Source organism: Streptosporangium roseum DSM 43021, from assembly GCF_000024865.1.
In the GTDB taxonomy this organism is placed as follows: domain Bacteria; phylum Actinomycetota; class Actinomycetes; order Streptosporangiales; family Streptosporangiaceae; genus Streptosporangium; species Streptosporangium roseum.
Window position 1 is genome coordinate 4,373,615 of the sequence record NC_013595.1, and the last position, 13,650, is coordinate 4,387,264.

Here is a 13,650-nt window from a genome sequence, read left to right on the forward strand (position 1 = left end):
GCACGTCCAGACTGCCCTCGCGGGCCTGGGAAACCATACGGACCGGCCCGCCAGGGGGCGCGCCCCAGGGGGTCGAGCGGGCCGGTCCGAGATCATGGGGTGGCGGAGCGGCGCAGGGCGACCGTGTCCTGGAGGACCTTGACGGGGTCCTGGCCGTCGATCAGCAGGCGGCGCATCAGCGTCGCCACCTCGCGCATGGCCTCCGGTCCGAGGCCGCGGCGGGTCACCTCCTGGGTGCCGATCCGCAGGCCCCGCATGGGATCGCCGGGAGCCTGGTCGGGCAGGCCGATGCCGCTGAGGTAGACGCCGCCCTCGGCCAGCAGCCGGGCCGCGCCGTCCCCGCCGCCGAACGCGGCGGCGTCCACCGCCACATGGTGGGAGACGGTCCAGCCCAGGTGGGAGGCCGCGACGGTGAAGCCCTCGCCCTCCAGGGCCGCGGCCAGCGTCTTGGCGTTGGCGATGCAGCGGTCGGCGTAGGCGGGACCGGCGGCGGCGTGCTCCGCGGCGGCGACGGCCAGCGGGGCCAGCCGGGAGGCGTCGTAGTTCGCGGTCAGGCCGGGATAGGCGGCGGTGGAGACCCGGTGAGCGAGATCCTCGTCGCGGCTCACGATGGCCGCGCCGGGCGGGCCGCCGAAGGACTTGTAGGTCGACATGGTCACCAGGTGCGCCCCCTCGTCCAGCGGCCGCTGGAACCGGCCGCCCGCGATCAGACCGGCCATGTGCGAGGCGTCGTAGACCAGGACCGCGCCCACCTCGTCGCACGCCGCCCGGACCCGCGCGACATCGTGCGGGAACAGCATCAGGCTCGCGCCGACCACCACCAGCGCCGGCCGCTGCTCCCGCAGGAACGCCGGCAGCGCGTCGTAGTCGATGTCGAACCGCCCGGCGTCGTAGGGCAGGTCGACCACCCGCAGGCCCCGGATCCCGGCCGCGCCCTGGGCGTGGTGGCTGGCGTGGCCGCCGGCGGCCTCCGGCAGCACCGCGATCGTGTCGCCCGGCCGGGCGAACGCGGTGTAGCAGGCGAGGTTGGCCATTGTCGCGCTCTGCAGCCTGACCTCGGCGAACTCGCCGCCCATCAGCGCCGCGACCTGGAGCGGGGCGAGCACCTCCAGCACGTCCAGCTCATCCAGCCCCGTCTGGAACTTCTCTCCCGGCCAGCCCATGGAGGGACGGCTGCCCAGGGAGACCTCATGGGCGGCGCGGGCCCGCTCGCTCATCGTGTTGGTGCCCGCGTACAGGACGATCCCGTCCTCGTCGAGACGGCCCCGGTGCTCGGCGAGCACCGCGTCGACCAGGCGGGTGACCTCGTGAAGGTCCAGTCCGCCCAGTTCCGACTCCAGCTCCATCAGGCGTCGCTGTGCCCGGGACGAGGCCCAGGGGGCAACTCGGCTGCGCTCTTCCACGGCGGTTCCTTCCGGAAAGGGGATTGATGCGACGGTACGGCTCGGGCTGGAAAGTCGTCATCGTCCCGCCAGTGGAGATCATTCCTACATCTGTAGGATTCTTGGGTGATTGCGCATGATGTCCAGGACCTTCTTGATTCCCTGGCCATGGCCGTCGGGCGGGGAATGGCCGTGGACGACCCCGAGGGCAGGGTCGTCGCGCACAGCGTCCACTACGGCGAGGTCGATCAGGTCCGGGCCCAGGCGATCCTGTCCAGATCCGTGCCCGCCGAGGTCGAGGCCTGGCAGGAGGCCCACGGGGTGGCCACGACCCGCGAGCCGGTCAGGATCCCGGCCAACCCGGCGCTGGGCATGGCGGCCAGGCTCTGCGTGCCGCTGCTCCACCGGGACAGGCGGGTCGGCTTCCTCTGGGTCATCGAGGGCGACGGCCCGCTGAGCTCCGAGGAGGAGGCCAGGACCGTGCGCGAGGCCGCGGCCATCGCCGCCCTGCTCGACGGCGGCGGCAGCTCCCACACCCTGCGCAGCCTGCTCAACGGGGAGATCGCCGTACGGCGGGCGGCCGGGATCCTCGGCGAGGGGCCGCTGCGGGTTCTGGCCGTGCGCGTCCTGGCCGGTGGCGGTGACGTGGTGCGCGGTGACGTCGCGGGGGGCGCCGCCGGGCGGAGTGACGGCTCACGCGGCGGCATCGTGCGGGGTGACGGCCCACGCGGTGACGTCGCGCCGGGTGACGGCTCACGCGGCGATGCCGTACCCGGGGACCCTGGAGGGCTGGCCGGAGCGGTCGGCGACGAGCTCTCCCGGATGCGCCGTCCCCCCGCCTTCACGGTCGTCGACCGGCACGCCGTGCTGCTGCTCAACGGCGGTGAGGACGCGTCCGCGCTGGGGGAGTCGCTGGCCGCCAGGGCCGGCGGTCTCGCGGGGATCAGCGCGGTCCACCCCGGACTCGGCTCGCTCCGGAAGGCGTACGGCGAGGCGGTCGCCGCGGCCAGGGCCGCCGCGGCCGAGCCGGCGCTCGGGCCGGTCGCCCGCTGGCCGGAGCTGGGCGTCTACCGGCTGCTCGCCGAGCCCACGGCCTACCCGCTCGGCCCGCTGCGCGAGCATCCGGCGCTCGCCGTCACGCTGGAGACCTACCTGGACCACGGGGGAGACGCCCAGGAGACGGCCCGCCTGCTCCACCTCCACCGCACCAGCCTCTACTACCGTCTGGCCAGGATCGAGGAGCTGACCGGGAGGAGCCTGAAGGATGGAACCCAGCGGTTAGAACTCCATCTCGCGCTGAAGCTCGCCCGGTGGAATGCGGTGTAGAGGCGGATAAATCTGGGCACAGCTCTGCGGTGCTGCAGTTGATCAGCGAGGTCATCACCATCACGGTCGTTCTCGGGCTCATCTGGCTGGCGATGCTCGTCGCCTCCGTGGTCGTCCTGCTCGCGCTGGCCGCGTTGGCCCTGACGACCCCGCGGGAGCAGGATGGATCCAGGACCCCCAGGAGGTAGAGGATGCGGCAGCTCAGCGCGGTGGATACGCAGTTTCTGAACTTCGAGACTTCGACGAACGTCGCCAACATCGCCGGACTGGCGATCCTGTCCGGCGGGCTGACCCGAGGTGACCTGCTCTCCCTGCTGGCCAGGCGGCTCCACCTGGCCGCGCCGTTCCGGCGGCGACTCGCCCTCGTGCCGTTCGGCCTGGACCATCCGTACTGGACCGAGGAGGGCAGGATCGATCTCGACTACCACGTGCGGGAGCTCGCGCTGCCCGCGCCGGGAACCGACGAGCAGCTCGGCGAGCAGGTGGCGCGGCTGCACGCCCGGCGCCTGGACCGGCGCCGCCCGCTCTGGGAGATGTATCTGATCCACGGCCTGTCCGGCGGCCGGACGGCCCTCTACATGAAGGTCCACCACGCCGCGGTCGACGGCGTCACCGGCGCCGACGTCCTCGCCGCCCTGCTGGACACCTCCCCCGAGCCCGCCGAGATCGCGATGGCGCCCGACAAGGAGCCGGAGGAACGGATCGACACGCGGGAGATGATGGTCAGAGGCGTCGCCAACGTCGTCCTCAACCCGGCGAACACGGTGAGGTTCCTGGCCAACGCCGTTCCCCACCTGGACGAGATCCCCGTGCTCTCGCAGCTTCCCGGAGCCGGGCTGGTCTCCCGGGTCACCCGGGATCTGGCCCACCGCCTGTCCGGCGAGGCCCCGGTGCCCGCCCTGCCCCGCATGACACCCCCTCGCACGCCCTTCAGCGGCCGGATCACCGGCCATCGCCGCTTCGCCTTCACCGCCCTGCCGCTGGAGGAGGTCAAGCAGGTCAAGAACGCCTTCGGCGTCACGGTGAACGACGTGGTGATGACCGTGTGCGCGGGAGCGCTGCGGCAGTGGCTGCTCAAGCACGACGCGCTGCCGGACCAGCCGCTCGTCGCGGGCGTGCCCTTCTCCCTCCGCACCCCGGGCGACGAGAGCGGGGGCAACCAGGTCACCATCATGATCACCACACTGGCCACACAGGTCGCCGACCCACTGGAGCGGCTGCGGGCCGTACACGACGCGATGGCCCTGATCAAGGACCGTTCGTCCCTGGCCCCGGCCCGCTGGATCCAGGAGGTCAGCGACATGATGCCCTCGGCCCTGACCGGCCTGGCCGCCCGTGCCGCCTTCAACCTGTTCGCCGGGACCGCGGGCCCGATCAACGTGGTGATCTCCAACGTCCCCGGCCCGCAGCTCCCGCTCTACGTGAGCGGGGTCCGGCTGCTCTCCTATCACCCCGTCTCGGTGATCACCGATGTCAGCGGCGGTCTCAACATCACGGTCTTCTCCTACGACGGCTCACTTGACGTGGGCGTGATCGCCTGCAGGGAGATGGTCCCGGATGTGTGGGTCGTCACCGACTACCTCCGGGACGCCCTCTCCGAACTCAAGCTCCTCGCTGAGCAGGAGTGACAGCCCCGGGGCGTCCTTGACGAAGCGCAGGTTCTTCTCCAGGCAGACAATCGAGCCCCGCTCGTGCCGGTTGACGAAACGGATGTCATCGGCCAGAGCCCTCATGATGAGAAGGCCGCGGCCGTGCTCGGACGTCGACGGGGGCGACGAGCGCGGCCCGGAGAAGTCGAAACCGTTCCCGGCGTCCACCACCTTGATCACACAGCGGTCGCGGTAGAGCTCGGTGCTCACCATGTAGTCGTCACTGGGAGCGGCGTGCTGGATCACGTTGGAGCACGCCTCCGAGAGCATGAGCTGAATGTCCTCACGGATCTGCTTCTCCACCCCCAGGGCGCAGAGCGATGCGTCCAGCAGTTGCCGGATGACGGGAACACTCGCGGCGTCGCGCGGCAGACGCAACGAAATCGTAGCCTCCACAGCTCCTCCTTCACAGATGACCTCTAGAGCCTTGCCCCGCCTCGGTCGTCCTAATCGACTGGAGGGAGTGCGTCTGCGCACCGGCCCGCGCGAGCGGCGCGGCCGGTGCCCGGTGACGCTCTGCGATCTTCGGCGGGCGGGGTCGCACGGAGACGGCCACCACATGATCATCCGGGGTCCGTGAAGACGCCCGAAGGTCGCGTGACGGCCGTGGCCGGCAGTGCGGCCCCTGCCGGCCGGGCTGTCGCCGCGGTCCCACCGGCCGCCGGCGACCGGCACATCGCGCCGGCGGCGCCCGGGATCCGGTTCCGATGTTCTCCGGTCCCCGGTCTTGCTCGATCGCTTTGGCCCGCCGCCACCCGGTGTGCCGTCGGCGGCTCCCGCGCAGCCGGCGTAGCGTGACGGAACGGGCGTCCCGGATGCGCCGTTAAGATCATTTGCATCGTCACTCGAATCTGGGCCGCCGCCTGCCGATATCGCTTCGGGCGTGTGGCCGCCGTCGTCGTCGCGCTCTACCTGGCCGCCGTGGCCGTCGCCGCCGCGTCCGGCGACCTGTCGGCGCTGTCGGTGGCCGCGACGGCCACGACGTGGAACCTCTCCGCGTGGGGAGACTGGCTGGGGCCCCTGGTCGCCGGGATCTGCGGGCTCAACGCGTGGATGCTGTGGCAGGTGCTGCGCGGTCCCGCGCTGCCGCGCGCCGAGGGGTTGCCGCGCAGCGTGGTCTGGCTCCGGCGCCTGCTCTATGCGGGCCTCGCCGGCGACCTGGTGCTCTGGGAGCTCGTCGACGAGCTGTCCGGCACCGTGGCGTACGTCGCGAGCCTGGTCATGTGGGCCGCCACGCTGATCCTGCTGGTGCGGGTCGTCTCCGGGGTCTCGGCCCGGTTCCGGGCGATCGCCCTCGCGCTCGGCCTGATCGGCGTGCTGACCCCGGCGCCGCTGGTCCTCTTCGACGGCCCCGGCCTCCAGGTGATCAGCCTGCTGGGACTGGCGAGCCTCGGCGCGACGGTGATGATCCTCATCGGGCAGCGCCGCGACGGGCGGTGGAGCAGCGCCACGATCGACATCGGGCGGATCGCCCTCATCACCCCGCTGGTTGCCCCGCTGGCCTTCCCCGTGCTCGGCTTCGCCTTTCAGGGCGAGGAACTGCCGTTCGACGGCCCGGGGCTCGTGGTGAGCGCGCTCGGCGTGTTCAACACGGTGTGGCTGGCGCGCACCGCGCACGAGCTCGCCAGGCCCGCCACCAGGCCCGCCGCTGGAACCGCCGCCAGGCCTGCCGACATGCCCGCCGCTGGAACCGCCGCCAGGCCTGCCGACATGCCCGCCGTTGGAACCGCCACGCGGCCCGCCACCGGCCGCGGGCCGCGGCTGTCCGTCGCCGTCGCGCTCGTGCTGCCGCTCGTCGTGGTCGGCGCCGAGGAAGACGCCCGGCTCAGCTTCACCGGTGCGGACGAGGGCTGCCGCGAGCGGATCCGGCCCTACGCCGACACCCGGCCGCAGGACCGGTGGCGGGCGTTCCTCTGCCTCGCCAGGGACGACACCTCCACAGGGAAGCCGATGTTCCCCGAGGACCTGCCGGACCAGCGCGTCCTGGCGTACGGCAAGCAGCTGTGCGCGGTGCCCGGCGTCGAGGGGCGGCAGGAACTGCTCCGGCGGGCGGGCGGGTCGGCGGGCACGGCCGGGCTCGGCGACGCCCTGGAGTTCCTGTGCCCCGGCGTCGTCGCCCAGCAGCGGGCGGACGAGGCGCGCGACCAGGCCGAGCGGGAGCGGGAGCTGGCCGCGTGGGAGGCCGAGATGAACGCCCGATGCGCCGACCCCTGGCCGAAGCTGCGGGCCAGGCGGCAGGGCACGGCCGCGTACCTGCTCTTCGAAGGGGGCGGCTACACCGTCTTCGACGACCGGGACAGCACCGAGGGCGCGGGCGGCGACATCTTCAAGGCCATCGACGACGGGTTCATCGATGCCGCCGGCAGCAGCGCCGCCATCACGACCTACGGCGAGAACGAGCCGATGTGCCTCACGGTCAAGGCGTTCGGCGCCGCCCCGCCGCTCCGGCTCAAGGGCTGGGACCGGGTGGTCGAGGTGGGCGTCGTCAGCCGCAGCGGCCGCCTGGTCGTACCGTCGTACCCCGAGGGCGGCGACAGCGGGACGATCAAGCCGCTGCCCAATCTGGCCGTCGACGGCCCCGGCCACTACCGGATGCGCGTCTACGCCCGCCCGTTCGAGTGGGACGAGGACGACCCCGATGCGCCCGTCGAGGAGCACCTGATCATCGTCTACCCCGGCCGTTCCGCGAAGAAGCTTGTCCACCGCCCTTGGCGGTGAGTGGTGAGGCTTCTCCACCCTGATGGCTCCGGTCACGGCAGGACCGTGCGGAGCAGCCGGTCGTGCGGCGCCGTACCGGGTGGAGGGTCAAAAGCGCGGCGAGGGGTGGGTGGGTGGCCGGGGACCGGCCCATCCGCGCGGCGCCGTACGGAGTGCTCCCCGCTGCGCGGGCCGGGGGAGGGGGCGGTGCGGGGGGTTTTCCTTGATCTGTTGGGATTGGGCGTCCTATAGCACTGCTAATCCCAACAGATCAAGGAAAAGCCCTGATCACTACCCGCTCCCGGGGCTCATCGGCGCCCGCCCTGCCTCGCCCGATCCACCACCGCCCTCACCAGGCCTCCCCACCCGCCCATCAGCCGGCCCCTCCTGAGCACCCCCCCCAGGCCACGAGACACCGGCCCGCACGGAAGAAGCGGTCCCGGGCCACCCCACCCACCCCTCGCTGGGCTTTTGACCTTCCACCCCGGTACGGTGCCGCGCCGGTTGACGGTGAACGACCCCGAGCCCACCCCCGGTCCCGGCAATTACCCTCAACCCCAGCCCCGGCATCGGATACCCGTACACCACGCCACTGGACGTGGCCCAGTGGGATGCGGTCGTCTTCGTCGAGAATGACCGCGCGGACCGAACGACGCAGATGCACCGAGGACATCCGCGCATGCTGTCCGCCTATCCTCGGCCTGAACGATCCCTTGGAGTTGATCATCTAGGCCGGTCGATCAGGAACAGGGGTCGCGTTCGCGCGCCCCCATCCCTGGTCGACGTGCTCGCCCGCCACCTGGCTCCGCGCTGGACGCCGATCGTCAGCCCGCGTCCAGGTCCATGCGGAGGAACTCGGTGATGCGGAGCAGTCTCGGTGGGCGTGGCACCTCATCGGGGAGAGCCTGAAACGCCTCGTCTTTCCCGACGAGGCGTGGGGCGGCGAGTTCCACCTCTCTCCCGTCGACCCGGAGCCTCGCCCCATTGGCCGCCAGGACGTTCTGCACCCAGTCCGAGCGCGATCCGTACACCAGAACGAACAGGTAGCCGCCGTCGACCGGGTGCGCGTCGAGCGGCGTGCGGTACGTCGTGCCGGAGACGCGACCGACGTGAGTCAGCACCGGCCACGTCCCGCTCGCGATCGCGCGAGGGTTGAACACCCGCTTGTTCACGTGCCCCCACCACCTCGGCATCGGCATCGGGATCTCCTTGTCTCACCCCGGCGGGGCGCGTCGTGGGTCAGACGTTCGCCGAGCTCCCCGCTGATTCCAGCCCCGGGACTTACGCTCGTAAGATGGCTTACGTGTGTAAGGCTGACTTACGCGTGTAAGGTTGTCAACCCGCCCCTACCCTGGAGCCGTCGTGTCATCCTCACCACCGTTACTGCCGCGGCAACCGCTCAGCAGAGGTCGCGTGCTGGAAGCCGCGATCCGGGTCGCGGATCGCGGCGGCGTGGAGGCGATCACGATGCGACGGGTGGCGCAGGAGCTGGGCGTGGAGGCGATGTCGCTCTACCACCACGTACCGAACAAGGACGCGATCCTCGACGGCGTGGTCGACATGGTGTTCGCGGCGATCGAGCTGCCCGGTGCCGAGTGCGACGATTGGCGCGACGCGATCCGCGCGCGGGCTTCCTCTGCGCGTGTGGTCTTGTCGCAGCACAGCTGGGCTCTCGGCCTCATGGACTCCCGTCGCAACCCGGGGACGGCGACGCTGCGCCACCACGATGCCGTCCTCGGTGTCTTACGGGAGGCGGGGTTCACGCTGCCGATGGCCGCGCACGCCGTCTCGCTCATCGACAGCTACATCGGCGGGTTCGTCCTTCAGGAGGCGAACCTGCCGGTGACGACGCCGGACGATGTCGAGGAAGTGGCCGGCAGTATCCTCAAGCACCTGCCGGCGGACGAATACCCGTACCTCACGGAGATGATCGTCGACCACGCCCTGCGACCGGGCTACGACCACACGAGCGAGTTCGGCTACGGCCTGGCCCTCATTCTGGATGCGCTCGAAGCTCGCCGGAGGCAGAGCCCCGACACCGCCACGTGAGACGCACCTCGCCTCTGCTGCCGAAGCAAGCCGGCCCGGCGCTCGTGTAGGCCCAGCACTCCCGAAGCTCCGGTGAGCCGCAAAGACATTCCAGGGGTTCGGGTGTCAAGCAGCGGCATCGTCGTGGTGTGGCCAAGCGGTGGCCTCCTCGTAGAGGGTGCCGGTCTTGAGGTACCCGTGCAGGGTCTTCCTGCCGTCGGGCGTGCTGTAAATCAGCGTCCCGTAGCCTCTCATGCTGCCGTTGTGGTTGAGGAGGGTGCCGGCGCAGTCCGGGCCCGTGTCCTGCGTGTACACCCCGAGGAGGTCGAAGAGGCCGCCGCTCTGGGCGTGCGGCTTGCGCATCTCCAGCAGCTCCGGTGGCTTCGGCTCCGGCCAGATCTGGAACCCCGCCCGGCCCCATATGACCGGCACCCACTTCGCCGACCACGCGACGCTGGTCGCACTGGCGGCTGAGGCCGGATTCCCCGTCGACGTCGCCCGGTCGCTGCTGCGGGGCGACGACTACGCCGAAGCCGTACGCGCCGATGAGGGCGCGGCGCGCCGCCACGGCCTGGGACGCAGAGCGCCCCGGTTGTTGCGGGCATTCCGGAAGGAAAACGTCCGGAACCGGTCCTAGCATGCGGGCCATGACCGACGACACCGTCATCAACGAGCCGTCCCTGACCGCCGGCGAAGTCGAGATGCTGCTGTTCGCCCTCGACCGCTCCCGTGCCACATTCGCCTGGAAGACCGGCGGCCTGGACGCCGGCGCCCTGAACCGGCCGCACCCGCCGAGCACGATGACCCTGGCCGGGTTGATCAAGCACCTGACCCGGGTCGAGGAAGAGACGGCGGCCTGGCGCCTGTTCGGGGAGCGGCCCGCGCCGCCCTGGGACACCGCCGAACACGGCTGGGAATGGGAAGCCGCCGCCGCCGACACGCCCGACGAGCTCTACACCCGCTGGCGCGAGGCCGTCGCCCGCACCCGGGCCGCCGTGGCCGAGGTGCTGGCCGACGGCGGCCTCGACCGGCCCGCCGGGTTCACCGTCACCGAGGACGGCCGATCGCCCAACGTGCGCCGTATCCTGGTCGACGTCCACGACGAATACGCCCGGCACGTCGGCCACGCGGACCTGTTCCGCGAGGCGATCGACGGCCTGGTGGGCGAGGACCCGCCCCAGCCGGACTAGGAGCTGTTTGGGGTTCGGATCATGTGGCTGAAGTGAGGAGCTTCAGCCACATGACCGACCCTCGAAGGTAGAGTCCAGCCTCGTAGCTTTCCGGGGCTTTGTCATAGCGGGTCGCCAGACCACGCCATGTCTTGATCTTCTGGAAGCAGCGTTCAACGGTGTTGCGCTCCTTGTAGAGATCGGTGTCGTGGCTGATGGGTCGGCCGCCCCGGCTGCCTTTCTTCTTGCGGTTGGCGGCCTGGTCCTTCTTTTCTGGGATGACTGCCTTGACGCGGCGTTTCCTCAGGTAGGAGCGGTTGGCGCGGGACGAGTACGCCTTGTCCGCGGCGACCGCACCCGGCCGGGTGCGGGGCCGGCCGATCGGACCGGGGATGCGAATCTTGTCCAAGACGGTGATGAACCGCGGGCAGTCGGCGGCTTGGCCGGGCGTGAGCACGAAAGCCAGCGGTAGCCCGGCGGCGTCAACCGCGGCATGGACCTTGCTGCTCAGTCCGCCTCGGGATCGGCCAAGCCCGGCAGCCTTGGCCCGGGCCTCGCGGCGACGCCGCGTGGCAGCACGATTCGGCGCGGGCGACGCGTCCGCGCCGGGTGCGACCTGCGGCGCATCACCCGCAGCACCGGCGGCTGCTGTGCAAGCGGAGCCCCCTTTTCCTCGGTCAGCGCCTGCTCCAGCGCATCCAGACTCTCCCCGGCGACCGCCAGTCCGGCCGACTCCTGATGCGCCCGCACGATTGTTGAGTCCACGCTGACCAGCTCCAACCCGACCTGCCCGCGCGAGGCGGCCTCGGCGATCAGCGCGTCCATCAGAGTCTGGAACACCCCGGCTTTGGCCCAGCCGTTGAACCGGGAGTAGAGCGTGGACCACGGCCCATAGCGTTCCGGGACATCACGCCAGCCGGATCCGGTGCGAAAGCGCCACAGGATTCCGTTGAACTGATCACGCACCCGCCGCGGCAGCGGCCCGGTGGCTGCTACCGGCAGATACGGTTCGATCAACGCCCACTCGGCATCCGTCACATCAAAGCGCGCCACATCCGAGTTCTATCAGCCGCGGCCGGCTCACCACCGGACCTCACCTAGATCCAAACCCCAAACAGCTCCTAGAGCCTGTACGGCGTTCAGACCGGAGGGATTCCACGGTCCTGGCAGGCCGTCGCCATGGCGCGTGGAGACCTCACCGACGGCGAACGGCCCGTGAGATCGAGCTCCGCCTGCCCCTGGGGGAACGGGCCCGATCCCGGACCCCTGGCGGCGCCGGCCCGAGTGGAGGGCCGATGTGCCAGGGAGCAGGGGAGCGCCTGTCATATGGAGAGCTCGTCAGCGGGCCGGTCGGCGCCATCACCAGGCCCTGACATCGTTCGGCGAGAACACCTTCCCTGCCATGTCGCCTCGCTGGGTAACCGATGACACGCTCCGTGACAACAGGTGTCACAGGTCGGTGGCGAAGTCCGGATTCATCGTCTCCACGTAGTGGTCGGCGAAGATCTTCGCGGTGAGTTCGCCGCGGGTCGACACCTCGACCTTCTCGAAAATCCGCTTGAGGTAGCCGCGAATGGTGTGGGTGGACAGGGAGAGCCTCGCTGCGATCTCGGCAGTGGTCAGGCCCGCGGCGATCAGGCGGATGACCTGCTGTTCCCGTCGCCCCAGCTGATACGTCCTGACGATCAGCGGTGCCATCTCCGCGGCCTTGGCCGACTCGATCACCAGAGCCGTCCGGCCGCCCTCGCTGCCGGCCTCTCGCAGCGCGAAACCGTGGATCACCACCCACCGGCCGCCGACCCGCAGCCGAGCCCGGGCGACACCCGTGTCGCGCCTGGCGGCGATGGCACGGGCCTTGTTCACCACCGAGCGCAGTTCGGCGGGTATGGGGGTGGCGCCGGGGTCGTCGTGGCTCAACCGGGTGAGCGGCAGTCGTCGCAGCCATGCCTCCGCGGGCTCGTTGAGCGATTCGAGGGCTCCGGTCCGGTCGAACACGAGCAGCCCGGGGCCGTCGGGCACCCCAATCACCGGGTTCGGCCGCAGCAGCGCCGAGCGCCGGAAGGTCTCGCCGATCGGAGTGGAGAGGGCGGCGAGCAGGTGTTCCTCTCCGAGGCTGAACGGCTGCGCGTCCGCGGCTCGCCACAGGCACATGTAGCCCCACACGTCGCGGCCGGCCCGGAACACGCACCGCAGTTCGTCGCCGAGCCCCTGTGAGAGGTTCACGTTGTGGTAGCGGGAGCTCCGCGCCGGATGCCTGCCCGTGACGCGATACAGGGACGCGGCCGGCGTCGGCAGACCGGCCAGCGTGTGAAAGTGGTTGACGTCCTCGACGAACAACTCGTTCTCCCAGATCCCGCCCGATCGAGCCGATCGGGCGGGATCCCGTCACCTTCCACCAGGCCATCTCAAGAACGGCCCCTTCCGAGTCTCCGCCCTGGTACAGCGGCACCGCCGGCCGCTTGCCCGACCTCTCGGGGCAGTACGTCTAGCCCGGGAAGGCGTCCACCGCTAGGCAGTTTCGTTTGGATCAGCCGGTCGTTGGTCCGGGTGTGCCGTTGACTGACGCGCAGTGGGCGCGGATTGAGCCGTTGCTTCCGAACCGGACGCCGAAGCGAGGCGGCCGGTGGAGGGAGCACCGGCAGGTGATCGATGCGATCGCCTTCAAGTTCCAGAACGGGACCCAGTGGGTCCACCTGCCCGACAGGTATGGCAACTGGCGAGGTGTCTACAACCGGCTGAGGATGTGGGCCGTCGATGGCACGTGGGAGCGGGTGTTCATCACTTTGGTGGCCCAGGCCGACGCGGACGAGGACCTGACCTGGGCCGTGTCGGTGGACTCCACGATCGTGCGGGCTCATCAGCACGCGGCCGGGGCCCGCGAAAAAGGGGCCCTAGCCCACGAGCCGGGCGACCATGCCATCGGCCGGTCCCGCGGCGGACTGACCACGAAGATCCACCTCGCCGCCGACGATCGCTGCCGGCCGCTAGCCTTCCACCTCACCGCCGGCCAAGCCGGTGACGCGCCCGCCTTCACCGAGGTGATGGCACGCCTGCGCGTTCCCCGCCGACGCGGCCGGCCTCGGACCAGGCCGGAGGTTGTCTTGGCCGATAAGGCGTACTCCTCCCGCGCGATCCGTGAGCACCTGCGCAGACGTGGCATCCGGGGTGATCCCGGTTCCGGCCGACCAGCGGGGCCACCGACTGCGTCGGGGAAGCCGGGGTGGCAGGCCGCCGTCCTTCGACCGTGAGGCGTACAAGCAGCGCAACACCGTCGAGCGCTGCATCAACCGCCTCAAGCAGTGGCGCGGCATCGCCACCCGCTACGAGAAGAACGCGACCATCTACCTGGCCGGACTCCATATCGTCGGCATCTTCCTCTGGTCCGCCTGATGATCCCTA

At 70.8% G+C, this 13,650-nt stretch carries 13 protein-coding genes and 1 pseudogene; 8 read left to right on the plus strand and 6 right to left on the minus strand.

All coding sequences use genetic code 11. From position 1 onward, the window contains the following. Positions 1-92: 92 nt before the first annotated feature. Positions 93-1,403 carry a serine hydroxymethyltransferase gene (locus SROS_RS19045; RefSeq protein WP_245564673.1) on the minus strand — a complete coding sequence of 437 codons (1,311 nt, stop codon included), beginning with the start codon at positions 1,401-1,403 and terminating at the stop codon, positions 93-95. A gap of 105 nt (positions 1,404-1,508) precedes the next feature. Here SROS_RS19045 and SROS_RS19050 point away from each other — a divergent pair, with 105 nt between their 5' ends. The 3 genes from SROS_RS19050 to SROS_RS19055 are packed head-to-tail and all read left to right on the plus strand — an operon-like array spanning position 1,509 to position 4,336. Continuing rightward, a complete protein-coding gene (locus SROS_RS19050) occupies positions 1,509-2,708 on the plus strand; it encodes a helix-turn-helix domain-containing protein (protein ID WP_012890585.1) in 1,200 nt (399 codons plus the stop codon). Positions 2,709-2,737: 29 nt separating this feature from the next. Beyond that, a complete protein-coding gene (locus SROS_RS51000) occupies positions 2,738-2,896 on the plus strand; it encodes a hypothetical protein (protein WP_012890586.1) in 159 nt (52 codons plus the stop codon). A 3-nt stretch (positions 2,897-2,899) separates the two neighbouring features. Further along, on the plus strand, positions 2,900-4,336 hold the full coding sequence (locus SROS_RS19055; protein WP_012890587.1) for a WS/DGAT/MGAT family O-acyltransferase: 1,437 nt from the start codon (positions 2,900-2,902) through the stop codon (positions 4,334-4,336). Here SROS_RS19055 and SROS_RS47515 read toward each other — a convergent pair. Beyond that, on the minus strand, positions 4,223-4,753 hold the full coding sequence (locus SROS_RS47515; protein ID WP_012890588.1) for an ATP-binding protein: 531 nt from the start codon (positions 4,751-4,753) through the stop codon (positions 4,223-4,225). The genes SROS_RS19055 and SROS_RS47515 overlap by 114 nt on opposite strands. 489 nt (positions 4,754-5,242) lie before the next feature. On the opposite strand from SROS_RS47515, the gene SROS_RS19065 reads away from it, so the two are divergent. Beyond that, positions 5,243-7,075 carry a hypothetical protein gene (locus SROS_RS19065; RefSeq protein WP_012890589.1) on the plus strand — a complete coding sequence of 611 codons (1,833 nt, stop codon included), beginning with the start codon at positions 5,243-5,245 and terminating at the stop codon, positions 7,073-7,075. A gap of 803 nt (positions 7,076-7,878) precedes the next feature. Here the strand turns inward: SROS_RS19065 and SROS_RS19070 are convergent. After that, positions 7,879-8,253, minus strand: a complete 375-nt coding sequence (locus tag SROS_RS19070; RefSeq protein ID WP_012890590.1) for a nitroreductase family deazaflavin-dependent oxidoreductase — start codon at positions 8,251-8,253, stop codon at positions 7,879-7,881. A 214-nt stretch (positions 8,254-8,467) separates the two neighbouring features. On the opposite strand from SROS_RS19070, the gene SROS_RS19075 reads away from it, so the two are divergent. Further along, positions 8,468-9,103, plus strand: a complete 636-nt coding sequence (locus tag SROS_RS19075; protein ID WP_052316973.1) for a TetR/AcrR family transcriptional regulator — start codon at positions 8,468-8,470, stop codon at positions 9,101-9,103. 105 nt (positions 9,104-9,208) lie between these two features. Here the strand turns inward: SROS_RS19075 and SROS_RS19080 are convergent, their stop codons facing one another. Next, on the minus strand, positions 9,209-9,445 hold the full coding sequence (locus SROS_RS19080) for a hypothetical protein (RefSeq protein WP_043652337.1): 237 nt from the start codon (positions 9,443-9,445) through the stop codon (positions 9,209-9,211). On the opposite strand from SROS_RS19080, the gene SROS_RS19085 reads away from it, so the two are divergent. Together SROS_RS19085 and SROS_RS19090 are read left to right on the plus strand one after the other, a co-directional pair. Further along, positions 9,438-9,719: a thioredoxin domain-containing protein gene (locus SROS_RS19085; protein WP_148269130.1), complete on the plus strand. Its 282-nt coding sequence runs from the start codon at positions 9,438-9,440 to the stop codon at positions 9,717-9,719. The genes SROS_RS19080 and SROS_RS19085 overlap by 8 nt on opposite strands. Positions 9,720-9,729: 10 nt before the next feature. Further along, the gene (locus tag SROS_RS19090; protein ID WP_043656082.1) at positions 9,730-10,272 is read left to right on the plus strand and encodes a mycothiol transferase; all 543 of its coding nucleotides are present in this window, start codon (positions 9,730-9,732) and stop codon (positions 10,270-10,272) included. Between the two features lie 19 nt (positions 10,273-10,291). Here SROS_RS19090 and SROS_RS47520 read toward each other — a convergent pair. Both SROS_RS47520 and SROS_RS19105 read right to left on the minus strand, forming a co-directional pair. Continuing rightward, a pseudogene (locus SROS_RS47520) lies at positions 10,292-11,304 on the minus strand (IS5 family transposase). A 396-nt stretch (positions 11,305-11,700) separates the two neighbouring features. Then, complete coding sequence (locus tag SROS_RS19105) at positions 11,701-12,588, minus strand: helix-turn-helix transcriptional regulator (protein ID WP_012890593.1); 888 nt, start codon at positions 12,586-12,588, stop codon at positions 11,701-11,703. 212 nt (positions 12,589-12,800) lie between these two features. On the opposite strand from SROS_RS19105, the gene SROS_RS19110 reads away from it, so the two are divergent. Then, positions 12,801-13,641 (plus strand): IS5 family transposase gene (locus SROS_RS19110; RefSeq protein WP_148269615.1). Its coding sequence is split into 2 segments (ribosomal slippage): positions 12,801-13,417 and positions 13,416-13,641, totalling 843 coding nucleotides; the frame shifts between segments, so codons are not numbered across the junction. Positions 13,642-13,650 lie beyond the last annotated feature (9 nt).